Origin of the sequence: Streptosporangium sp. G11 (assembly GCF_051192615.1) — a bacterium.
Lineage (GTDB): Bacteria > Actinomycetota > Actinomycetes > Streptosporangiales > Streptosporangiaceae > Streptosporangium.
Genome location: NZ_JBPJUQ010000013.1, coordinates 149,781 through 171,682, shown reverse-complemented (window position 1 = coordinate 171,682; position 21,902 = coordinate 149,781). Strand labels below are relative to the sequence as shown.

The 21,902-nt window shown below is 72.6% G+C and carries 14 protein-coding genes; 8 read left to right on the top strand and 6 right to left on the bottom strand.

What is annotated here, in order from left to right; translation table 11 throughout:
• Positions 1-8: 8 nt before the first annotated feature.
• Positions 9-1,532 (bottom strand): N-acyl-D-amino-acid deacylase family protein, encoded by a 1,524-nt coding sequence (locus ACSDR0_RS15995; RefSeq protein WP_435289584.1) that lies wholly within the window; start codon positions 1,530-1,532, stop codon positions 9-11.
• Between the two features lie 204 nt (positions 1,533-1,736).
• Between ACSDR0_RS15995 and ACSDR0_RS15990 the strand changes: the two genes are divergently transcribed.
• Entirely contained in the window at positions 1,737-3,437 is a 1,701-nt protein-coding gene (locus ACSDR0_RS15990; RefSeq protein WP_435289583.1) for a glycosyl hydrolase family 8, read from the top strand.
• Between the two features lie 75 nt (positions 3,438-3,512).
• Here ACSDR0_RS15990 and ACSDR0_RS15985 read toward each other — a convergent pair whose 3' ends face one another.
• From ACSDR0_RS15985 to ACSDR0_RS15970, 4 genes are all read right to left on the bottom strand, one after another.
• Positions 3,513-7,166: a DUF4153 domain-containing protein gene (locus ACSDR0_RS15985; RefSeq protein WP_435289582.1), complete on the bottom strand. Its 3,654-nt coding sequence runs from the start codon at positions 7,164-7,166 to the stop codon at positions 3,513-3,515.
• Between the two features lie 208 nt (positions 7,167-7,374).
• Positions 7,375-8,064, bottom strand: a complete 690-nt coding sequence (locus ACSDR0_RS15980; protein ID WP_435289581.1) for a response regulator transcription factor — start codon at positions 8,062-8,064, stop codon at positions 7,375-7,377.
• Between the two features lie 140 nt (positions 8,065-8,204).
• Positions 8,205-9,176 (bottom strand): GNAT family N-acetyltransferase, encoded by a 972-nt coding sequence (locus ACSDR0_RS15975; protein ID WP_435289580.1) that lies wholly within the window; start codon positions 9,174-9,176, stop codon positions 8,205-8,207.
• A gap of 118 nt (positions 9,177-9,294) precedes the next feature.
• Entirely contained in the window at positions 9,295-10,299 is a 1,005-nt protein-coding gene (locus tag ACSDR0_RS15970; RefSeq protein WP_435289579.1) for a helix-turn-helix transcriptional regulator, read from the bottom strand.
• A gap of 74 nt (positions 10,300-10,373) precedes the next feature.
• Between ACSDR0_RS15970 and ACSDR0_RS15965 the strand changes: the two genes are divergently transcribed.
• The 3 genes from ACSDR0_RS15965 to ACSDR0_RS15955 all read left to right on the top strand — a co-directional run bounded on the left by ACSDR0_RS15965 (position 10,374) and on the right by ACSDR0_RS15955 (position 13,261).
• A complete protein-coding gene (locus ACSDR0_RS15965; protein ID WP_435289603.1) occupies positions 10,374-11,411 on the top strand; it encodes an ATP-binding cassette domain-containing protein in 1,038 nt (345 codons plus the stop codon).
• On the top strand, positions 11,408-12,157 hold the full coding sequence (locus ACSDR0_RS15960) for an ABC transporter permease (protein WP_435289578.1): 750 nt from the start codon (positions 11,408-11,410) through the stop codon (positions 12,155-12,157). The genes ACSDR0_RS15965 and ACSDR0_RS15960 overlap by 4 nt, the downstream gene beginning before the upstream one ends.
• Before the next feature lie 237 nt (positions 12,158-12,394).
• Complete coding sequence (locus tag ACSDR0_RS15955; RefSeq protein WP_435289577.1) at positions 12,395-13,261, top strand: arylamine N-acetyltransferase family protein; 867 nt, start codon at positions 12,395-12,397, stop codon at positions 13,259-13,261.
• Between the two features lie 160 nt (positions 13,262-13,421).
• On the opposite strand, the gene ACSDR0_RS15950 is transcribed toward ACSDR0_RS15955, so the two are convergent.
• Positions 13,422-15,116, bottom strand: coding sequence for a class I adenylate-forming enzyme family protein (locus ACSDR0_RS15950; RefSeq protein WP_435289576.1), 1,695 nt, complete (start codon positions 15,114-15,116; stop codon positions 13,422-13,424).
• 166 nt (positions 15,117-15,282) lie between these two features.
• On the opposite strand from ACSDR0_RS15950, the gene ACSDR0_RS15945 reads away from it, so the two are divergent.
• The 4 genes from ACSDR0_RS15945 to ACSDR0_RS15930 all read left to right on the top strand — a co-directional run bounded on the left by ACSDR0_RS15945 (position 15,283) and on the right by ACSDR0_RS15930 (position 21,873).
• Positions 15,283-16,830, top strand: a complete 1,548-nt coding sequence (locus tag ACSDR0_RS15945) for a serine/threonine-protein kinase (RefSeq protein WP_435289575.1) — start codon at positions 15,283-15,285, stop codon at positions 16,828-16,830.
• Positions 16,827-18,794, top strand: a complete 1,968-nt coding sequence (locus ACSDR0_RS15940; RefSeq protein ID WP_435289574.1) for a hypothetical protein — start codon at positions 16,827-16,829, stop codon at positions 18,792-18,794. Before ACSDR0_RS15945 ends, ACSDR0_RS15940 begins: the two co-directional genes overlap by 4 nt.
• Complete coding sequence (locus ACSDR0_RS15935; RefSeq protein ID WP_435289573.1) at positions 18,787-20,319, top strand: serine/threonine-protein kinase; 1,533 nt, start codon at positions 18,787-18,789, stop codon at positions 20,317-20,319. The genes ACSDR0_RS15940 and ACSDR0_RS15935 overlap by 8 nt, the downstream gene beginning before the upstream one ends.
• A gap of 222 nt (positions 20,320-20,541) precedes the next feature.
• On the top strand, positions 20,542-21,873 hold the full coding sequence (locus ACSDR0_RS15930) for a hypothetical protein (protein WP_435289572.1): 1,332 nt from the start codon (positions 20,542-20,544) through the stop codon (positions 21,871-21,873).
• The last annotated feature ends 29 nt before the right edge of the window (positions 21,874-21,902 follow it).

Genomic DNA, 21,902 nt, shown 5'->3' with positions numbered 1-21,902 from the left:
CCGCGGCCTCAGGGGCGCAGCGCTCTGCCGGGGGTGGCCCCGGTGAGCCCCCCTCCGGCGAGGACCGGGACCCCGGAGACGAGGACGTCGCCGATCCCGGTTGCCGGGGTGCGCGGGACGGCGTACGTGGCCAGGTCGGCGACCGCGGTGGCGTCGAGGACGACCAGGTCGGCGACCTGCCCGGGGCGGACGAGGCCCCGCCCCACGAGACCGAAGCGGCGGGCCGGGTGCGAGGAGAGGTGGACGACGGCCTGCTCCAGGGTCCAGTCGCCGGTCTCGCGGACGTGGTGGCCGAGCATCCGGGCGAACGCCCCGTAGCCCCGGGGATGGGGGTGACCGCCCACGTAGATGCCGTCGGAGCCGCCGGTGTGGGCCGGGTGGCGCAGGACCGCACGGACCGACGCCTCGCCCTCGGGGCCCTCGTCGGGGCGGGCCGACACGCACCCGGCCTCCAGCCGGGTCTCGATCAGGATCCTGCGGCAGAACTCCCCCGGCTCCAGCCCGGCCTCCGTGGCGGCCTCGGGCAGCGTCATCCCCTCGGCCCACTCGGCCCCGGGCACGTGGGAGAAGGTGATCCTCGGCCAGAGCGTCTCGTCCCACTCGATCGGCTCGGACTCCAGCAGCTCCAGCGCGCGGTCGGTGTCGGCGGCCGGGACCCACCCGGGCAGCGCGACCATCGCCAGGATCGTGCTGCCCCGCAGGTAGGGGTAGGTGTCGAAGGTGACGTCCAGTCCCCGGAGCCGGGCCTCGTCGACCAGCGGCAGGAGCGTGGAGGCCGGGCCGTGGTAGTGCGAGACGTGCACGGCGACGCCCGAGCGCCGGGCGATGTCCGTCACCTCGGCCATCCCCGCGGGGGCCGCCGCCCCGTACCCGCGCATGTGCGTCACGTACGGCAGGTGGTCCAGCGGCGCGCAGAGCGCGGCGATCTCGGCGGCGTCGGCGTAGCGGCCCGGGGCGTACTCCAGGCCGGTGGAGAGGCCGGAGGCGCCCTCCGCCAGGCCGCGCTCGACGCGGGCCAGCATCGCGGCCAGCTCGTCGGCGGTGGCGGCCCGCTCGGCGGCGCCCATCACGTCGTGGCGGATCGTGCCGTGCGGCAGCAGGTACGCGGTGTTCAGGGCGGTCGTCCGGTCGTAGCCCGCGAGCAGCTCCCCGACGCCGATCGGCCCGTCGGCCGAGGGGTGGACGCCGTTGACGGCCGCGAAGTAGCGGGTGGCGTAGGCGAAGGTCTCCGGGGTGGTGGACGGGGCGTAGGAGAGCCCGTCCTGGCCGAGGACGAACGTGGTCACGCCCTGCCGGAGCGCGGCGAGCTGCACATCCTTGTCGAAGACGAGGGCGTCGCCGTGGACGTGGCAGTCGACGAGGCCGGGCATCACGTGACGTCCGGCGGCCTCGACGACGGTCGTGGCGTCCGCGCCCTCAAGGCGGCCCACGGCGGTGATCCGGTCTCCGTTGACGCCGACGTCCGCACGGCAGGCCGGGGCTCCGGTGCCGTCCAGCACCCAGCCATCCCTGATCAACACATCGAATGACATGCCGGGATTCAATCACTCGGAAGGTTTTCGCCGCATCCAGCGCTCGCCTCCGTTCTCCCTGCCCACGTCCTGGATTTCCCCTCGATCACGGAGTGGGGGAATTTGGGCCCCCCATCCCCTTGACCGTGACGTGTCAGGAATGGTGCCATCTTTCACTAGTTAGGAACCTTTCCTAACTAGATGATCGCAGAGAGGGCACCCCCTGTGCATGCGAGACCGCGTCTCCAACGCCCCTCGACCGTTTTCGTCCTGGCACTGGCGTCGGCACTGATCGCATCGGTGTTCGTGCTGGTGGCCCCACCCGGCTTCGCCGCCGACTCCCTGCTCTCCCAGGGCCGTCCGGCCACCTCGTCCTCCAACGAGGACTCCACGCTGCTCCCCGCCGCCGCCTTCGACGGCAACACCGCCACCCGCTGGGCCTCCGTCGAGGGCCACGACCCCGAGTGGATCCGCGTCGACCTCGGCGCCTCCGCCACGATCTCCCGGGTCAAGCTGACCTGGGAGGCCGCCTACGGGAAGTCTTACCGCATCGAGGTCTCGCCCGACGGCTCCACTTGGACCCCCGCCTACTCGACCACCACCGGCGACGGCGGCACCGACGACCTGACCCTGTCCGGCACCGGCCGCTACGTGCGGATGTACGGGACCGCGCGGGGCACCGTCTACGGCTACTCGCTGTACGAGATGGAGGTCTACGGCAGCACGGGCGGCACGACCCCGACTCCCACTCCGACGATCACCCCGACCCCCGGCGGCCCCGGCGTGCCGTTCGGCTCCCACAAGATCCCCTACGCGAGCGGGATACTGCGCCCGACCGGCGCCCAGGCGACGCTCGACCAGAAGGTGGTCGACTACTACAAGGCGTGGAAGGCCGCCTTCGTCAAGCAGAACTGCGGCAACGGCTGGTACCAGATCATCTCCCCCGACGCCGACCACCCGTACGTGGCCGAGGCGCAGGGCTACGGCATGGTCATCACCGCCACGATGGCCGGGGCCGACCCCGACGCCAAGAAGATCTTCGACGGCCTGGTGAAGTACGTCCTGGCCCACCCGTCGTCGATCACCCCCGGCCTGCTCGCCGCCGAGCAGAACACCGCCTGCCAGAGCGTCAACGGCGGCGACTCGGCCACCGACGGCGACCTGGACGTGGCCTACGGCCTGCTGCTGGCCGACCGGCAGTGGGGCAGCTCCGGCACCTACAACTACCGGCAGCTCGCGATCAACCACATCAACGCCATCAAGTCCGGCGAGGTCAACGCGACCACCAAGCTCATGAAGCTCGGCGACTGGAGCAGCTCGGGCGACCAGTACTACTGGATCAGCCGCTCCTCGGACTGGATGATCGACCACTTCAGGGCGTTCCGTAAGGCCACCGGCGACACGACCTGGGACACCGTCCGCACCAACCACCAGAACCTGATCGCCTCCCAGCAGTCGGCCTACGCCCCGAGCACGGGCCTGCTGGCCGACTTCGTGGTCGACACCAACACCACCCCGAAGCCCGCGCCGGGCCAGGTCCTGGAGGACGCCAACGACGGCAAGTTCTGGTGGAACGCCTGCCGCGACCCGTGGCGGATCGGCAACGACGCGGTGACCAGCGGCGACGCCAAGTCACTCGCCGCCGCGCGCAAGCTCAACACCTGGATCAAGGGCAAGACCGGCGGCAACCCGAACAACATCGCGGTCGGCTACTCCCTCAACGGCACCCAGATCTCCAGCGGCAGCGAACCGGCCTACTTCGCCCCGTTCGCGGTGGCGGCGATGACCGACTCCGGCAGCCAGGCCTGGCTGGACGCCCTGTGGAACAAGATGCTCAACACCCCGTTCACCGCGAGCGACTACTACTCGACCAGCATCCAGCTCCAGGTCATGATCACCGTGACCGGCAACCACTGGGTCCCCTGACCCTCGGATGACCCGACGCGGCCCCCGCCCCCGGGCGGGGGCCGCCTTCCCGCTCTGCCCGCCGGGAGGTTCGGATCAGTCCTGGTACGGAATCTCCAGCCGGGAGGGCGTCTGCGGGCATGAGACGCCCCTGTTGACAGGACGCCGTTCCAGGAGTTCCCTCGCCTCGCGACGGGCCAGATTCCAGCCGTTCCACGGGTCGGGCCCGGCGAGCTCGTTGGCCGCGACCACGTCCCGCAGGACGCAGCTGCGAGCCGGTTCCGGCAGCCTGTCCAGGGCGGGCACGGCCTCCGCGCCGAGGTCGCCCAGGTATTCGAGGTCGACCCGCTCCACGCCCCGTACGGCGATCTGGGTCTCCGCGACCCGCAGGTCGGGATTCCAGACCGCGAACGCCAGCAGGGAGGCGCTCGTCATGATGACGACGGTCCTGGGCAGCCAGCGCGCGTGCCCGCGTCCGGTGAGCCTGGCCGCGCCCGCGGCGAGGACCAGCGCGAAGATCCCGCCCAGCCACAGCACCGTCGCCGAGACCGAGGCCCGCAGCCGGGAGAGCCCGTAGGCGTCGGCGTACAGGTCCAGACGGTGCAGCGCGGAGAACAGGATCACCAGGGTCAGCACGCAGAGCAGGCCGAGCAGCCCGGCCATCAGCCAGCGGTCGGCTCCCTTGAGCTCCAGCGTTCCCGAGGCGACCGCCACGATGGCCAGCACGAACACGCTGACGACGACGAGCTGGAAGAAGCCGGAGCGCGCGTACTCGGCGTAGGTCAGCCCGGTGGCGGACAGTACCCACCGGGTACCGCCGAACAGCACGGTCAGCTGCATTCCCACGAACGTGGCGAACAGCAGGTTGAGCGCCGTCAGCGGGGTCACCCAGATACCCCGGCCGACCGTGACCTTCAGGTCGGGGGCCTTCGGCTCGGCCACCGGTCGCAGCCCGACCAGTACCGAGGAGGCGACCACGACCGCGAAGACGACGAAGAGGAGGATCCGCAGCGGCATCGACTCCGCCCACTCCTGCGCGCTGAACACCCGCTCGACGGCCTCGGCGAAGACCGCGTCCGCCGAGGCGAACAGCGCCCCGAACACGGCGAGCAGCACGACGGTCAGCCCGCCCCCCAGCAGCAGGGGCATCACGCGGCGGCGGGACGCGAGGCCCTTCAGCCTCGCGCCGAGGAACCACGGCACCGGCAGCAGGCCCAGGATCACCGACGCGCCGCCCCTGATCACTCCGAGCCAGCCGCGCCCGGCCCCCGACAGGGCGAGCGCGGCCGTCAGGAACCCGGCCAGCAGAAGTGTCGCGACCAGCCAGTCCGCGTCCCTGAACATCACCGTCGCGACCAGCCCGTAGGCGATCGCCCCCATCCCGGCCGACCACGGGTTGATCCTCCTGCGCGCCGCGGGGATCGCCGCCACCCCCATCGCCGCGGACACCAGCACGAGTCCCAGCCCCGCCCTGCTGTACGGCACCGCGACCGCCGCGAGCAGCCCGACGAGGGCCGACGCCGGCAGCACCCACCGGGGCGTGTCCGGCAGCTCGGGCCGGGGGAAGATCGGCGGCGCCTCGTACCCGCCGGGAGCCCCGGGACCTCTCCCCCCGCCGCCCGGCCCCGAGACCGCCGACGAGCCCGTCGCCCCTTCCCTGACACCTGCCGGCCGTGCCTCGCCTTCCCGCTGCGGAGCTCCCGGACCCGGTACGGTGACGCGCTGCGCGGCGGGTCCCCGCGCCGGGGGCCGGTGCGGGAGCGGTTCGACGGAGGCCAGGAAGTCGCCGGTGGGCGTGGTGGCACCGATGACCGTGCCGACGAACGCGCCGATGGTGAAGATGACGGCTCCGGCGAACGCGGCCAGCAGGGGGTCGATGTTCGCGAGGCCGATGCCCACGAGCACGGCGCAGACCAGCCCCGCGACGCCGCCGAGGAAGACCCCGATGAACGCTCCCGGCCAGTTCCGCGTCACGACCGGCTTCCGACTCGCGCTCCCGTCCCGGACGAGAACGGGCTGCGGGGGGTACGGCTGGGGGGAGGGCCGTACGGGAGGAGGGGGTGTGGCGGCGACGTCGGGGACGGCGGCTCCGGGATCAGGAGAGGCGGGCACCGGCCCGGACGTCACGTCGCGCCCGGATCCGCCCGCGGCCGTGACCGGGTCGGAGGCGTCGAGTGCCGCGCCGGTCTCACGAGGTTCGGGCACCTGAACGGGGTCGGCGGCCTGAACGGCTCCAGCCGGTTCGCCGGCGCCGGAACCCGAACCGGTCGCCGGGCCGCCCATCGGACCCGCCACAGAACCGGCCACCGGGCCGGTCGCCGGGCCGGTCACCGGGCCGGCCGTCGATCCGGACGCCGGGCCGGTCACCGATCCGGACGCGAAAGCGGACACCGATCCGGACGCGGAAGCGGTCGCCGCGACCTCTCGTGACCGGGACGTTCGCCCGGCCTCGACCGCCTCACGGGCCTCGGGCGCCCGGCCGGTTTCCGCGGGTTCACCCTTTTCGATCGGTTCGACGGCTTCGGACCCCTGGTCAGCCCCGGATACCCGATCGGCCTCCACCGGTTCGCCGGACATGGAACCCCCGGCGGCCTCGCGACGTCCTGACGGCGTACCGGCCGCGGGCGGGACGGAGGGCTCGGAGGGCGCGGGGACCGCCGGTGCCTCGCCCGGAGGGGCCTTCTCCGAGGTGACGGCGTCCACCTCCGGGGGGAGGGAGCCCTTGGCGGGAAGAGACGGGGGGTTCATCTCGATCCTTTCCGGAAGGTCGGCCACGACGTGGCAGCCGACACCGTCGTCGACGTGGATGGAGCCGCCGTGAAGTTCGACGATCTCCTTGGTGATGGCCAGGCCCAGCCCCGCGCCGCCGTCGTCGGCGGCCCGGCCCGCGTCCAGGCGCGAGAAGCGCTCGAACGCCCGCGCCCGGTCCTCGGCCGCGATCCCCGGCCCCTGGTCGCTCACCCGCAGCCGGACGCCCTCTCCCCTGGCCGTGGCCGTCAGCACCACCAGCCCTCCGGCGGGGCTGTGCCGCACCGCGTTGTCCAGCAGGTTGGCGAGGACCTGCGCGAGCAGGTCGGGATCGGCGCGCAGGCTCAGCCCCTCCGGGACCTCGCAGCGCGCCACCACGCCCTCCCTGGCCAGGACGGCCTCCCGCAGGGCCTGCTCGCACAGCTGGAGCAGCTCGACGTCCTCACGCTCGATCAGCCGGGCCCCCGACTCCAGACGGGACAGGTCGAGCAACTGCGCGACCAGCCGGCCCAGCCGCTCGGTCTGGGCGAGCGCGGTGCCGAGGGTGACGGGATCGGGGTCCGAGACCCCGTCGACCACGTTCTCCAGCACCGCCCGGAGCGCGGTGATCGGCGTACGGAGCTCGTGGCTGACGTTGGCCACCAGTTCCCGTCGCTGCCGGTCCACCTCGCCCAGGTCGGCGGCCATCGCGTTGAAGGCACGGGCGAGCTCGCCGACCTCGTCACGGGAGGACGCGGTGACCCGCAGGCTGTAGCGGCCCTTGGCGATGGTCTGCGCGGCGGCGGCCATCTCGCGCAGCGGCTTGGTCATCCCCCGCGCGAGCAGCTGCACCAGGATCATCGCGAACACCGCGGCCACCGCGACGCGCACGTTGCGCGAGTACCCGGCGTTGATGCCGACCTCGTTGACGACGAACGCCGCCACCACGGCCAGCAGGATCACCATTCCGAGCTTTATCTTGATCCGGCCCAGGAAGTCGAGAGGTCTCAATGGTCGGCGCATCCCGGTGTTGGAGTGGAAGGACATATGAGTGTCTGAGTGACGGGGAGGGCGATCGGTTCTCGCCAGGCCGCGAGTGCCGTTCCGGGGGCGCGCGGAGGCCGGCGATACGCGTTCGCGGACGTGCGTGAACGCGCGTCCACGACACCGCCGAAATGCGCGTTCGCGGACGGGCACGAGCGCGTGCTCACCGGCTGTACGACCATGTCGTTCAAGGTCTGACGAGGGCGTAGCCGACACCATGGACGGTACGGACGACGCCGGGGCCGAGCTTGCGGCGTAGGGCCCGCACGTGGCTGTCGACGGTGCGGGTCGCCGCGGCCTCGGAGAAGCCCCAGATGTCGGCCAGCAGCCGCTCCCGCTCGAAGACCTGGCCGGGACGCTCGGCGAGGCGGCAGAGCAGGTCGAACTCGGTCCTGGTCAGCTGGGCCTCGGTGCCCCGCACGTAGACGCGGCGCTCCGCGGTGTCGATCTCGACGTCGGCGAGGCGGATGACCGTGTCGGTCACGGCCAGCTGGGAGGCCCGCTCGACCCTGCGCAGCAGGGCGTGCACCCGGGCGACCAGCTCGCGCATGCTGAACGGCTTGGCCATGTAGTCGTCGGCCCCGACCCCGAGTCCCACGAGAAGGTCGGTCTCCTCTCCCAGCGCGGTGAGCATGAGCACCGGTACCGGCCTGGCCGCCTGCATCCGGCGGCACACCTCAAGCCCGTCGAGGCCGGGCAGCAGCCGGTCGAGGACCACCACGTCGGGTCCCGTCCTCGCGTAGGCGGCCAGTGCCGCCTCCCCGTCCCCGACGACCTGCACGTCAAAGCCCTCCGCGGCCAGCCTGTGACGTACGGCCCGCGCGATCGTCTCGTCGTCCTCGACCACGAGGACACGTCGTTGCTGAGGGGTTGCCATGCTCGGCAGCGTAGACCGGAGCCGTGCAGAAGACCTGTGGTGAATTGTGAAGGTTCTGCGCACCCGGTGACCGGTTGACCACCACCGGGTGGGGCCCTCGCGCGTACGAGGGTCCCACCCGGGCCGGAAAGAAGCCGGAATCAGGCGAGGATCAGGCGGCGGCCGGTGATCCGGTAGCCGATCCGGGCGAACGAGGCCGCCATGGGCGCGTTGCCCACGTCGGTGTTGTCCTTCACCTCGGGCTCACCCTCGGCGGCGAAGACGTGCAGCGCCTCGGCGACCAGGTCGTCGGCGTAGCCGTGGCCCCGGTGGGCCGGGTCGACCCCGAGATAGCCGATCGTGGCGTTCCTGGAGTTGCGCGTCGCCATCACGATGCCGACGAGCTCTCCCGACGCGTCACGGGCCAGCCGCCACAGCCGGCGCCCGCCGGGCATGTCCGCGACCTCGGCCACGGTCTTCTCGGCCGTCGCCCTCGCGCCCTCCGCCGCGAGGTTGCGCCGGTCCCAGTCGTCGAGGCTGCCCTCGGTGACGCGGGCCAGCAGGCTCACCACCACCTCGTCGTCGTCGGCCGGGGCGAAGGTGAGCCGGGCCGACCTGGGCGGCAGGCCGTACTCGGGGAGCCAGCGCAGGTTGAGCCGCTCGACGGACCGCCGCAGCCCGGCCCTCTCCGCGGCGGCGATCCGGTCGGAGGCGTCCGCGAACGCGTCGGGACGCTCTCGCCAGTCGGCGGGCAGGAACAGGTGGTAGTCGGGCCGCACCCCGGACGGTGTGGCGTATCCGGGCGTGACCAGGGCCGCGTACGCGGCTCGCAGGAGGGCGGCTCCCACCTCGATCCGGCCGGGGCCTGCCCCGGGGTCGAACCAGTCGAGGCTGAAGGGGTGCTCGGAGCCCGGCGGGCCCCAGAAGGCGGCCCTGGCGACGACCTCGTCGCCGCGCAGCGCGACCCAGACCCATTCGGGCCGGTAGCCGAGCTCCTCGAAGGGCAGGTGGCGGGCACCGACGCCGGAGGCGGGGAGCGGGCCGTAACGGTGGAACAGGTCGAACTCGCCTGCTTCGAGCGGACGGAACCTCAGGTCGGACATGGACAGGTTGGGCAGAGACAGCTTGGACAAGCGAAACTCCAGAAAGCGGGTGCGCTTCCCGGTCTCAGGCGGCCTGTCGCCCGAGGCGGGAGCGCGTGACAGGGATGGCGAACATGTGCTCCTCACCTCCTCACACTCGATCGGACGGTCAGGCTACCGGCGTGTCCGGTTCGGCTTCAACCGGATAATCGGACGCCACCTCGCCGGCGCGGGCGAACCGGTCGCCGGTCGCGCGCAGGTAGTCGCGGAACTCCGCCGGCTGGACCACCTCGAAGTCGGCACCCAGCGCGGCGAGGATCAGCACCGGCCACTCCATCCCGTCGGCGTTCATCAGCAACCGGCACGACCGGTCGTCGACGGTCTCGACCACCCCTCCCAGGGGTGACACGATCCGCTCGACGTCGGCGGCCGCCGCCCGTACGACCACCACGATCCGGTACTGCGTCGGCATCGACGTGATGCTGTCGCGGACGAACGCCCCGGCGTCGCCTCCGGGCAGCTCGCGCGGGCGGAACCGGGCACCGGTCGGCTCCGCGCCGGCCAGCCGGTCGACGCGGAAGGTACGCCAGCCGTGGCGCTCGACGTCCCAGGCGACGAGATACCAGCGGCGTCCCAGGGACACCAGCCGGTGCGGCTCGACCAGACGGGTCGTCCGGTCGCCGTCGCGCGCCGTGTACTCGAACCGCAGCCGCTCGTCGTCCCGGCACGCCTGGGCGATCGCCGTCAGGGCGAGCGAGTCGACCGTTGGCCCCCCGCCGATGACGGCGGGCACGGTGTAGGCCCGCAGCGCGTCGACCCGTCGCCGCAGCCGGGGCGGCATCACCTGTATCACCTTGGTCAGCGCCCGTACCGACGTCTCCTCGATGCCGGCCACGGCGCCTCCCGCCGCCGTCCGCAGCCCGACGGCGATGGCCACCGCCTCCTCGTCGTCGAGCAGCAGGGGCGGCATGATCGCACCGGTCTGGAGCTGGTAGCCGCCCGCGACGCCCCGGTTGGCGTCGACCGGGTAACCCAGCTCGCGCAGCCTGTCGACGTCGCGCCGCAGCGTCCGCTCGCTCACGTCCAGCCGCTCGGCGAGCTCACCGCCCGGCCAGTATCGGTGGGTCTGCAACAGGGACAGCAACCGCAGCATCCGCGCACTCGTGTTCGCCATGGATCCAGGCTCTCGTTGATTCCGGTCAGAAACTGGCCGGAATCAATTTTAGCGTGGTCCCCATGAACAGCACGATGATCCGCACGAGCGGGCTGACCAGGCATTTCACCGTCAGGAAAGAGACGGTCGAGGCGGTACGCGGCCTCGACCTGCACGTCGCCTCCGGCGAGATGGTGGCGCTGCTGGGTCCCAACGGGGCAGGCAAGTCGACCACCCTGCGGATGCTCACCACTCTGCTTTCCCCGACCTCGGGCAGCGCGGAGGTCGCCGGACACGACGTGACGACCGGACAGCGCGGCGTGCGCGGCCGGATCGGCTACATCGGCCAGGGCAACGGGGCCGCGCACAGCCAGCGGGGCCGCGACGAGCTGATCAGCCAGGGCCGCGCGTACGGGCTCGGCGCCCGCGCGTCACGCGACCGGGCGGCCGAGCTGATCGCCTCCCTGGACCTGGAGGGCGTCGCCGACCGGATGGTCTCGTCGCTGTCGGGCGGCCAGCGTCGGCGGCTGGACATCGCGATGGGCCTGATCCACGCCCCCGACCTGCTGTTCCTGGACGAGCCCTCCACCGGCCTCGACCCGCAGAACCGGGCCAACCTGCAGGAGCACATCCGCGCGCTGCGGGCCGAGCACGGCACCACGATCGTCCTGACCACCCACTACCTCGACGAGGCCGACCAACTGGCCGAGCGGGTCATCGTGATCGACCACGGGCGGATCATCGCCGACGACACCCCGGCGCGGCTCAAGGCCGACCACGCGGGCGACCGCGTCACCCTGACGTTCGGCGGCGAGCGGGACGCCCGGCGGGCCGTCGACGAGCCGCTGGGCGTCGTGGCGGGCGCGCGGGTCGAGCGGACCGGCGCACGGGTCGTGATCGAGGTGGCCGGTGGCGTCCAGCTCACGCCGAAGCTGCTGCGTGGCCTGGACGACGCGGGCATCGAGGTGACCGGTGTCGAGGTCGCGCGTCCCACCCTCGACGACGTCTTCCTCAACCTGACCGGCCGCAGCCTCCGCGAGGACGTCACCGGGACACCGGTCCCCGCCACGTCCGCCACCACCTCCGCCACCACCGAGTCCGGCGTCACCACCCCCGAAAAGAGCACGGCATGAGCGGCACCACCCTGGTCACCGACACCGTCACCGTCTTCAACCGCGAGCTGCGCCCCGTGCTGCGCAACCCGTTCTCCGTGATCTTCACGATGGTGCAGCCGCTGTTCTTCCTGGCGCTGTTCGCGCCCCTGCTCCCGGCCGTGGAGGGCGGATCCGCGCTGCAGTGGTTCGTCCCCGGCATCGTGGTGATGTCCTGCCTCTTCGGCACCTCCTCCACCGGGGCGAACCTGCTGTTCGAGATCCAGACCGGATCGCACGAGCGGATGCTCGTCTCCCCGCTGCGCAGACCCGCCCTGATCGTCGGGCGGGCCCTGAAGGAGATCGTGCCGATGCTCGCCCAGACGGTGGTCGTCATCGCCGTCACCGTCCCGTTCGGGTTCCGCCCGCACCTCGCGGGAACCGTCCTCGGCCTGCTGATCCTCGCCGTCTTCTGCGTGGGCCTCGGCGCGCTGTCCTACACGCTGGCGCTGGCGTCCAAGGACAGCGAGTGGATGTTCTGGGGGGTCCAGCAGACCCTGCTCTTCCCGCTGATGCTGCTCGCCGGGATGCTGCTGCCCGTCAGCGACGGCCCGGAGTGGCTGCGGGCGCTCTCACGGATCAACCCGCTGACGTACGTCGTGGAGGCCGAGCGCGCCCTGTTCAACGGCGAGATCGTCTCGGCGGCCACCGGCGGCGGCCTGATCGCGGCCGTGGTCGTGGCCACGCTGGGCCTGCTCGTCGGCACCCGGGCCATGCGCCGCGCCTGACCCCACCGAACCGCGCCGCGCCCCGGCACCCGCCGGGGCGCGGCATGGGGCGTCACGGGGGCGTCACGGGGGTGACGGCGAGGCATCGCGGACGGGGTGACGTCCGAGTGGCACGGGTGAGGCGACGTCCGAACGTCGCGGGTGAGGCGCGGCGGAGGTTCACGACCATTCCCGCGTTCCCGAAGAAGCGCATGTCAGAGGCTAGATCCGTGCCCGCCTCGGCGTTACCGTGACGAGGTGATCGATGTCACCGCGTACCTCCGCAGGATCGGCGTGAAGGTCGACGGACCTCCGAGCGTGGAGTCACTGCACCTGCTGCACCGGGCGCACGCGGAGCGCGTGCCGTACGAGTGCATGGAGATCTGGCTGGGCCGCCCGACGACCGTCGACCCCGTGGAGTCGGCGGCGCGGATCATCCGGGGCCGGGGCGGCTACTGCTACCACCTGAACGGCGCCTTCTCCATGCTGCTGAAGGCGCTCGGCTACCGGGTGACCCGGCACCGCGGCGGGGTGCAGGGCCACGCCGGGGTCCCGGCGAATGTGGACGGCGGCCACCTCGTGCTCACGGTCTCGGGACTGCCCGGTCCGGGCAATCCCGGGGGAAGGTGGCTGGTCGACCAGGGCCTGGGCGACGCGATCCACGAACCGCTCCCGCTCGTCGAGGGCACGTACCGGCAGGGCCCCTTCACCTACGGCCTGCGTCCCTCCGAGGTGGCGCCCGGCGGGTGGCGGTTCGACCACGACCCGCGCGGCGACTTCCTCGGCATGGACTTCCGCGCCGCACCCGCCGAGATGCCGGAGTTCGCCGCGATGCACGAGTTCCTCTCCACCTCACCCGAGTCGGGCTTCGTCCGCGTGGCCACGATCCAGCGGCGCGACGCGAGCGGTGTCGACGTCATGCGGGGCCTGGTCCTGACCCGTCTCGGCGACCGCGAGCACACCCTGACCGCGCGGACCGAACGCGACTACTTCGAGATGCTGGCCGACGTCTTCGGCCTGTCCCTGCCCGACGTCACCCCCGCGGAACGCGCCATGCTCTGGCTGCGCCTGTGGACCGCCCACGAGAAGTGGTCCAGCTCTCGCCGCCCCCTGGCCCGGCCCTGACCCCACCCCCCTCGTGTCCCCGCGTCGCGAAAGGTCACGGGAGGTCACGGGAGTCGGGAGAGGTCGGAAAGGTCGCGAGAGGTCGCGTCTCCGGGCGGGCCGCCCCCCGGCCCGCCGCGAAGGACCACGGCCGCCGGGGGCGGGAGCGCGGGCGCGGGCCTCAGTCGCTCGTCGCCAGCGACTCCTTCAGCTCCCGCTTGAGGATCTTGCCCAGGGGGTTGCGGGGCAGCGCCTCGACGAGCTTCAGACGCTCGGGGAGCTTGTACGAGGCGATGCCCCTGCCCCGCAGGTGGTCCACGACCGAGGCGAGGTCCACGGTCTGGCCGGGCTTGGGAACGAGCACGACGCAGACCCGTTCGCCGAGGACCTCGTCGGCGTAGCCGACCACCGCCACCTCGGCCACCGCCGGGTGCCCGGAGACCAGCGCCTCCAGCTCGGCGGGGGCGATGTTCATACCGCCCCGGATGACCAGATCCTTGGCGCGGTCGACGTAGCGCAGGTACTGTCCCCGGTCTCCAGCGATCTCGAACACGTCGCCGGTCCTCAGGTAGCCGTCCCTGTCGAACGGGTCGGCGGCGGCCGTGCCCGGCAGGTAGCCGGAGAAGACGGTCGGCCCCGACAGGTGGAGCTCGCCGGGGACCCCGGCCTCGACGATCTCCTCGCCGAGGGGGTCGACCAGCTTGGTCCTGGTCGCGCCGAGGGTGCCGGGCCAGGTGGTGCCCGGAGCGTCGGGCCGGGGGAAGAAGCGGGCCCTGTCCTCGGGGTCGGGCATGTGCACCGGGTCCGACAGGAGCGCGACGCCCTCGTTGGAACCGAAGAAATTGATGATCGCGATGCCGTACCGGTCCTGCCAGCCCTTGACCATCGGCGGCGGCAGCGGTGCCGAGCCCGAGCCGATCCGGGTCAGCGTGGTGAGGTCGGTCTTGGCGAGGATCGCCTCCTGCTGGAGCAGCAGCGTCAGCAGCGCGGGCGGGGCCAGGGTGTAGGTGACGCCCTCGGCCGCGATCTGCCCGAGGTAGGTCGGCAGGTCGAACGGGTGATGCTGGACGAGCACGGAGCCGGTCTTCAGCCAGGGCAGGAAGACCCCGCCGATCCCCGCCATGTTGACCATGGGGAAGGGGTTGAGGATGACGTCGTCCTCGGTGAGACCGGGAGCCGCGGCACACGTGGAGGCGACCGCGAGCCAGTCGTAGTGACACCTCGGCACACCCTTGGGAGTGGCCTCGGTGCCCGAGGTCCAGCAGATCGTGACGGGGTCGGCGGGGTGGGCCTCGTACGGGACGCCCCGTGCCTCGGGCGAACGCGCCTCGGATGAGTCGGGCGGGGAGGAGCCGGGCCCGCCGTCCGGGGAGGCGGTCGTACCGGACGGGGAGGCGGTCGCGGTGTCGAGGTCGCCACCCCAGGTGAGGGCGGGGATGTTCTCCGGCACGCGGGCGGCGGCGGTCGTCGAGGTGACGAAGATCATAACCCCGGCGAGGGCGCAGAGCTGGTTCAGCTCGTACTCGCGGTACTGCACGGGAAAGGGGGTGACCACCGCGCCCACCCTGACCACGGCCAGGAAGGTGACCGCGAGCTCCACGCTGTTGGGCAGCTGGACGGCGACCACGTCCCCTGGACCGGCGCCCCGGCCGCGCAGAACCCCCGCCACCCGGTCGACCTCGGCGTTCAGCTCCGACCATGTGAGCCTCTTGATCTCACCGGGCAGCAGGTCGGCCTTGTTGGGCGGATCGGCGATCGCGAGAGCGTCGGGGCGGGCGCTCACCTGGGCACGTAGCAGCTGGTCGATCGTGTCTCCGGTCCACCAGCCGCCGGCGGTGTAACGGTCGATCCGCTCTTGCGTGTGCAGGCGCTTCATCGCGACTCCAGGGGCCTCGTGAGGGGTCTTCGAGACACTACGAAAACAGAAGCTAGGGGTCAATGGATGAGGCGGAATCACTGTTCATTGGTTCATGTGCCGCTAAGTGACTATGTTGCTGTCCGCGATGGGATAAGCGAACGGGGTGAGCGGGATCGACACTCGAGTGCTGGCAGGCCGTTACCGGCTGCTCAACCCTCTCGCCGAGGGCGGGGCGGGCACGGTCTGGCTCGCCACCGATGAGACGCTCGGCCGCGACGTGGCGGTGAAAGAGGTACGGCTCCCACCCGACCTCGCGCCTGCCAGGCGGCAGGAGATCTTCGCCTCGGCGCTCCGCGAGGCCAACCTCGCGGCCCGGCTCAAACACCCCTCGATCGTGACCGTCCACGACGTGGTCATCGACCGGGAACGGCCCTGGCTCGTCATGGAGCTGCTGTCGGGCGCGTCCCTGGAGCAGACCGTCCGCGACCGGAGGCCGCTCCCCGCGCACCAGGTGGCCAGGATCGGCGTGGGCGTCCTCAGCGCGCTCGGTGCCGCCCACGCCGCCGGAGTGGTCCACCACGACGTCAAGCCGGGCAACGTCTTCCTCACCAGGACCGGCAAGGCCGTCCTCACCGACTTCGGCTTCGCGGTCGCCGACGGCGAGGTCACCTCGGACCGGACCGGCCACCTCGTCGGCTCGCCCAACTACATCGCGCCCGAACGACTGCGCGGCGAGCGCGGCGGCCCCGCCTCCGACCTGTGGTCCCTCGGCGCCACGCTCTACTTCGCCGTCGAGGGGGTGCCGCCTCACCCCGCGGAGACCCCCATCGCGGCGATCAGCCGGGTGCTCACCGAGCCGCCGAGACCGCCGGAGCGCGCGGGCGAGCTGGGCCCGCTGCTGGCGCGCATGCTCGACCCGGTTCCCGAGATCCGGCCGTCCTTCGAGGCCGTCGCCCGCTCGCTGGGAGAGCTGGCCGCCGGCCGTACGGTCACCGACGTCCCGGCCGCGCCCGCCGTCGCCCCGCCGTCCCCCGCCCTCGTCCCCGTACGGCCGCCCGAGCCGCGCCGGAATCGCACGGCGCTGTGGGTCGCCGCGGAGACGGCCGGGATCGCGGTGGTCATCGCGGTCACCTTCGGGGTGACGTTCCTGCTGACCTCGGACCCCACGGCCGCCGAGAAGCGGGTCAGGCTCAGCGAGAGTCCCGGAGCCTTCGCCACACCGGTGGACGTGTGCAAGCTCGTCCCCGGTGCCACGGCCAGGAAGCTGCTGCCCGCGCTGGCGGGCGAGGGCAAGCCGACCAACGACGGCGGCTGCCAGTGGGCGGCCAGCGGCATGGGGCTGGAGGTGCGTCTCTCCGGCGGCGACCAGTGGGGCAAGAGCCCGCGGCAGGCCCACGAGCTGTTCGTGAACCGGCGTCAGAGCGTCATACCGAGCGGGGAGAACGCCTGGAGCTGGCCGGAGATCCAGGCCGGTATCCGCTCCTCCCGCTCCACGGCGCCGACGGCGGTGAGACCCGTCGGGGACGAGGCGTTCGGCTACGACGTCTACGAGAATCGCAAGACAGGCAGGCTGGAGCAGAGTTACGTGGTCGTGCGCGTGGACAACCTCGTCCTCGACGTCGGTTACACCGTGGTGGACGGCAGCAAGGACGGCCCGGCGATCCAGGCGGGCGCCCACACCACCGCGACCTGGATCGCGAACGCGTTGAACAAGCAGAAGGCGAGCGGATGAACCATCCAGACGTTCCTCGATCACAGGGCAGGCACGCGGGCGGGCACACCGCTCCCCTCACGCCGGGGCCCGGGATCGCTGGAGCCGAGGGCGCGCCGATGCTTGAGCAGAGCTCGCTGGAGCAGGTGATCGCCCGCTTCGGGCCGATGTCCCCGCAGCAGGCCGCGGTGGTCGGATTGGCCGTGCTGGACCAGCTCGTGGCGATGCACAGGCAGGGCATGCTCCACGGCGACGTGCGGCCGAGTTCGGTGCTGCTCGGCCCCTACGATCAGATCGTCCTCGCCGGGCCGTCCCTGCCGTCCTCGCTCTTCACCTCCCCCGAGGGGGTGACCAGCCCGGCCGCCGACCTGTGGTCGCTCGGCGCGACCCTCTACACCGCCGTCGAGGGCCGTCCGCCGTCGCCCGGAGGTTCCCTGGACAACGCGGGCCCGATCGCGCCCGTGCTGTTCCACCTGCTCGCGGGCGATCCCACCCAGCGGCCCGACCCGGACACCCTGCGCGGCGCGCTGATCGACGTCTCCCAGTACCGTCCCGAGCCTCCGGCCGCGCCGTTCCCCGTGGGTGCGCTCCCCCAGGTCCAGGGGAACCCCGATCCGGGAGCCCCCGGCCCCCTCCCCCCTTCCGCTCCCTTTCCCCCCTCCGCCCCCGGGACACCGGCGGCGGCCTTCGGACAGGCGCCTCTCCCGGGCCCCGGAGCGCCCGGGGCGCGGGGAGTGGCCACCACGACCGGACCCAACGCGGTCGTGCCGGGGACGACCGGACCCGCCGCGACAGGTCCGGGGCCGACCGCGACCGGACCGGAAACGACGGGCCCCCAGACGACGGGACCTCAGGGGCACGGCGCGACCGCGCCGCTCGGAGGTCCCGGAGCCCCCGGAGCCCCCTGGGGGCAGGAGGACGGCGGGATCGCCCCGGTCCCCGAGGTGGAGGTGACCGCGCCCTTCAGGAAGAACCTGACCGAGCAGATGTCGGCCATCACGGCGAGGCTCCCCCTCCAGGACGTCCCCGTCCCCCCGCAGGCCGCGCTCTCCTCCTCCCCGGGCATGCAGATCCTCTGGCAGGCCCCGCCCTCGGTCCCGCCGCAACAGGACGCGCCCCACCCGGGCCTCCCGCAGCAGGGACCGTCCCATCAGGGACCTCCTCCGCAGGGGCCTCCCCAGCAGGGACAGCCCCACCCCGGCGCGCCCTTCCAGCCCGGTCCCACGCCACCCCACCCGAACCCGGCGGACGCCCCCACCTCGCGCGAGCCGGCCGTCCTCCCCGTCCCGGCACCGGAATCCGCGCCCGCCGAGCCTTCGACGCGGACGACGGGAGTGCTCGTACCCCGGCCCGTCGTGGCGCTGACCGGTGTGCTGCTCTTCGGCATGGCGGTCACCATCGGCGTCCTTCTCACCTCGATGGTCGCGAACTCCGACGACGACCTCTCCGCCTCCGAACCCTCCGGCGCCAAGGGCCGCTTCGCCACGGCTCCCCGAGCCTGCAGCCTGCTCGACGACAAGCAGGTGAACGAGGTCGTGCCGGGCTTCAAGAGCTCAGAGGTCGAGCGCTCCGTCTGCAACTGGCTCAACCAGCACGACTGGCGCAAGCCCAACGTCGAGAAGTACGACCTGCGGGTCCGGTTGATCGCCCAGAAACAGGACGGGTCGGAGGTCGCGAGGGCCAGGGAGTATCTGGCGGGCAAGAAGAAGGACCTCGTCGACAAGAGCCAGTTCACCACCCCCAAGCCCCTTCCGCCCAAGGACCTGCGGGGCGTCGGCGAGGAGGCGTTCACCTCCGGCGCGTACAACTCCATCAACCTGTACGGCGGCTCCTACAAGGCGACCGTGGTCTTCCGGGTCAGCAACCTGATCGCCGAGGTCGACTACGAGCGGGGCGGCGTCAAGGAGGACCCCGACGGCAAGATCTCCGAAGGCGCGCTGAAGGTGGCCCGCTGGCTCACCGAGTCCCTGAAGACCGATGACTGATCCGGTGGCGGGCCCGCTGCCCGTGCTGGCCGGTCGCTACCGGGCGGTCGCGAAGCTCGGCGCCGGTGGGATGGGCGTCGTGTGGCGGGCCCGCGACGAGCTGCTCCACCGTGAGGTGGCGATCAAGGAGGTCAGGCTCGACCCGAACCTGCCCGAGGCGCAGCGCGCCGAGGCGCGGGAGCGCACCCTGCGCGAGGCGCGCGCCGCGGCCCGGCTGGGACACCCGTCCATCGTGGCCGTACACGACGTCGTCGCGCAGGACGGCCGCCCGTGGATCGTGATGGACCTGGTCAAGGGCCGTTCACTGGAACAGGCGGTCCAGACGGAGGGGCCGCTCCCGCCACGGCGGGTGGCCATGATCGGCCTGGCCGTGCTGGACGCGCTGGCCCTCGCGCACGGCCGGGGCATCGTGCACCGCGACGTGAAACCGGCCAACATCATGCTCGCCCAGGACGGCGGGGTGCTGCTGACCGACTTCGGCATCGCCACCCTGGAGGGGGACGTCCAGCTCACCTCCCCGGACGCGCTGATCGGCTCCCCGGGGTACATGGCCCCGGAGCGGCTGCGCGGCGCCGACGACGGCCCGGCCACCGACCTGTGGTCCCTGGCGGCGACCCTGTACACGGCCGTCGAGGGCCGAAGCCCCTTCCGCCGCGAGACCTCGGCCGCGACCATCGGCGCGATCCTCACCCAGGAGGCGCCCCAACCCCGCAGGGCAGGGGGGCTGACCCCGGTGCTCATGGCGGCGCTGACCAAGGATCCCCGGCAGCGCCCGGGAGAGTCGGCGCTGCGCGCGGCCCTGGGGCAGGTCGCCCGGGGAATGCCCGCGGAACCGCTCTTCCCCGTCTCTCCCCCCTCTTCGCAGGAGACCGAGCCCGCGAGGCGGGCGGCCCCACGCCGCCGTACCGGTCTGATCGCCGGGGTCGCGCTGGCCGCGGTGGCGCTGGCGACGACCGGGGCGGTGGTGCTGACGACGGCGGCGAGCGACCCCGAGACGCCCTCGACCCCGTCGCCCTCGGCCGGCGCCGGACGGTTCGCCACCGTGCCCGACGCCTGCTCGCTGCTGGCCGGCGCCCAGAGCCGGGCGGTGGTGCCCGGCTCGACCCCCGAGCCCGCGACGACCGCGTCGGCGGAAGGGGAGTCCCGTTGCAACTGGGGCGGCCCGTCGGAGGCGCGCTGGTTGCGGCTCTCGCTGACCCGCAAGGCACCCGTGAGGGCGAAGGCCGCCCCGGAGGTGGCCCACGAGTTCTTCGCCTCCGAACGCGCCAGGGTCGTCGCCGACAGGGGGGACAGTCCCTTCGGCACGACCGGCGCCGTCCGCAAGGCCGAGCGGGTGGGCGCGGAGGCCTTCGCCTACGACGTGATCGCTCTGGACCGGATCCACTCCACGGTTCGTTTCCGGATCAGCAACCTGCTGGTCGAGGTGGACGTGTCACAGAAGGGCGAGCGTCCGAACGCGGAGCTGCGCGGGCGGGCCCTTCGCGTCGCCCGCCAGGTCGCCGAGAAGCTGAACAGCAGTGACTGAGCACCCTAGGCCCGCGTCCCGCCCGGCCACGCCCAGGCGACCGGCACGCTCTCTCACCGCGTCCAGGCGACCGGCATGCTTCCTCACCGCACCCGGACGACCCGCACGGTGCGGCATGACCGCACCCGAGCGACCCTCACAGTCCAGCACCGCCACACCCGAGCGACCGACACGGTTCGGTCCCGCCACGCCCACACCCACGCCCACACCCGGACGACTCGTATGACCGACCCGAACCTGCTGGCCGGTCGCTACCGGCTGCTGGAGCGCCGCGACCGGGCCGGGAGCACCTGGCGCTCCCGCGACGAGCTGCTCCAGCGCGACGTCACCATCACCGGGATACCGCTCCCGCCGCCCGGCCCGCACCGCGACCGGCTTCTCGGCCGGATCCGTGCCGCGGCCGACTTCAGGCACCCGGACGTCATCACCCTGCACGACGTCGTCGCCCTCCCCGACCGGGTGTGGCTGATCCTGGAGTCGGTCGAAGGTCGCTCGGTGCTGCAGGCCGTCCGGTCGGAAGGACCGCTCACCTCCGAGCGGGCGGCCGAGGTCGGGCTGCGCGTACTGGACGCGCAGACCGCCGCCCACGAGCGAGGCTTCCATCTCCTGGCCGGCCCGGAGAGCGTGCTTCTCACCCCTGACGGCAGGGTCGTGGTCACCGGCTTCGCCATTTTCGACGCCACCGACGAGCTGCGCGACCTGGGCGCCGTCCTGTTCACCGCCGTCGAGGGACAGCCACCCGGCACCGGGCCGCACACGGGCCCGCGCCCTGTGGACGGCGGCGCCCCGGCCCCGGGGAGCACCGGCGGTTTCGGCCCCGTCACGGGTGGTACCGGCGCGGCGGTCTCCGGCCCGCTGGCTCCGCTGGTGGAGGGCCTGCTGGCGGCCGACCCCGCACACCGCCCGGACGCCACCACGACCCGCCTGGTCCTGCGGGGGCTCACCTCGCGCCCCGCGAGGCCCCGCCGTATCCGCCTGCTCCTCGTGGCCGCCGCGCTCGTCCTCCTGGCCGGTGGCGGTACGGCGTTCTGGCTCTGGTCCCGTCCCGCCGCCCAGCCGCGGAGCGCGACTCCGGCGCCGCTGCCCACCTTCTTCGCGAAGGCTCCGGACCCGTGCTCCCTGATCTCCGGGGAACAGGCCGGCCGTCTCTACCTCGCGCCCTCGCCGTCGAAGGAGAAGACCGCGTGCAAGTGGCCGGCGGCGGACAGGAGCGCGCCCGGCAGTCTCAGGAACACGCTGGAGATCACCGTTGTCCGCGAACCGGAGGCGGCGCTCGCGCACGCGACCTACCTTCGCCTCCGCTCAAGGGACGCGAAGGACTCCCGGATCGTGAGCGCCCCCGCCGATGCGCCCGGTCTCGGTGACGAGGCCTACGCCTACCAGCTCGGCAACGGCCATTCGAGCGTCAACTCGGTGGTCGTTCTCCGTACGGGGAACATCGTGACGGCGCTGCAGTATCACCGGTTCACCGTTCCGGACACCGGCGGCAGGGGCAGTGCCGGAGTGCTCCAGGCGGCCCGCTGGGCGGTCGACTCGCTCCGCGGCCGGAAGTGAGCCCCGGAGCGCCGTCGCCCGGTTAGGAC

Coding starts and splice junctions, on each gene's coding strand:
- ACSDR0_RS15940 (WP_435289574.1), top strand. CDS start 16,827: ATGAACCATCCAGACGTTCCTCGATCACAGGGCAGGCACGCGGGCGGG.
- ACSDR0_RS15965 (WP_435289603.1), top strand. CDS start 10,374: ATGATCCGCACGAGCGGGCTGACCAGGCATTTCACCGTCAGGAAAGAG.
- ACSDR0_RS15960 (WP_435289578.1), top strand. CDS start 11,408: ATGAGCGGCACCACCCTGGTCACCGACACCGTCACCGTCTTCAACCGC.
- ACSDR0_RS15950 (WP_435289576.1), bottom strand. CDS start 15,116: ATGAAGCGCCTGCACACGCAAGAGCGGATCGACCGTTACACCGCCGGC.
- ACSDR0_RS15935 (WP_435289573.1), top strand. CDS start 18,787: ATGACTGATCCGGTGGCGGGCCCGCTGCCCGTGCTGGCCGGTCGCTAC.
- ACSDR0_RS15980 (WP_435289581.1), bottom strand. CDS start 8,064: ATGGCAACCCCTCAGCAACGACGTGTCCTCGTGGTCGAGGACGACGAG.
- ACSDR0_RS15995 (WP_435289584.1), bottom strand. CDS start 1,532: ATGTCATTCGATGTGTTGATCAGGGATGGCTGGGTGCTGGACGGCACC.
- ACSDR0_RS15985 (WP_435289582.1), bottom strand. CDS start 7,166: ATGCGCCGACCATTGAGACCTCTCGACTTCCTGGGCCGGATCAAGATA.
- ACSDR0_RS15930 (WP_435289572.1), top strand. CDS start 20,542: ATGACCGACCCGAACCTGCTGGCCGGTCGCTACCGGCTGCTGGAGCGC.
- ACSDR0_RS15970 (WP_435289579.1), bottom strand. CDS start 10,299: ATGGCGAACACGAGTGCGCGGATGCTGCGGTTGCTGTCCCTGTTGCAG.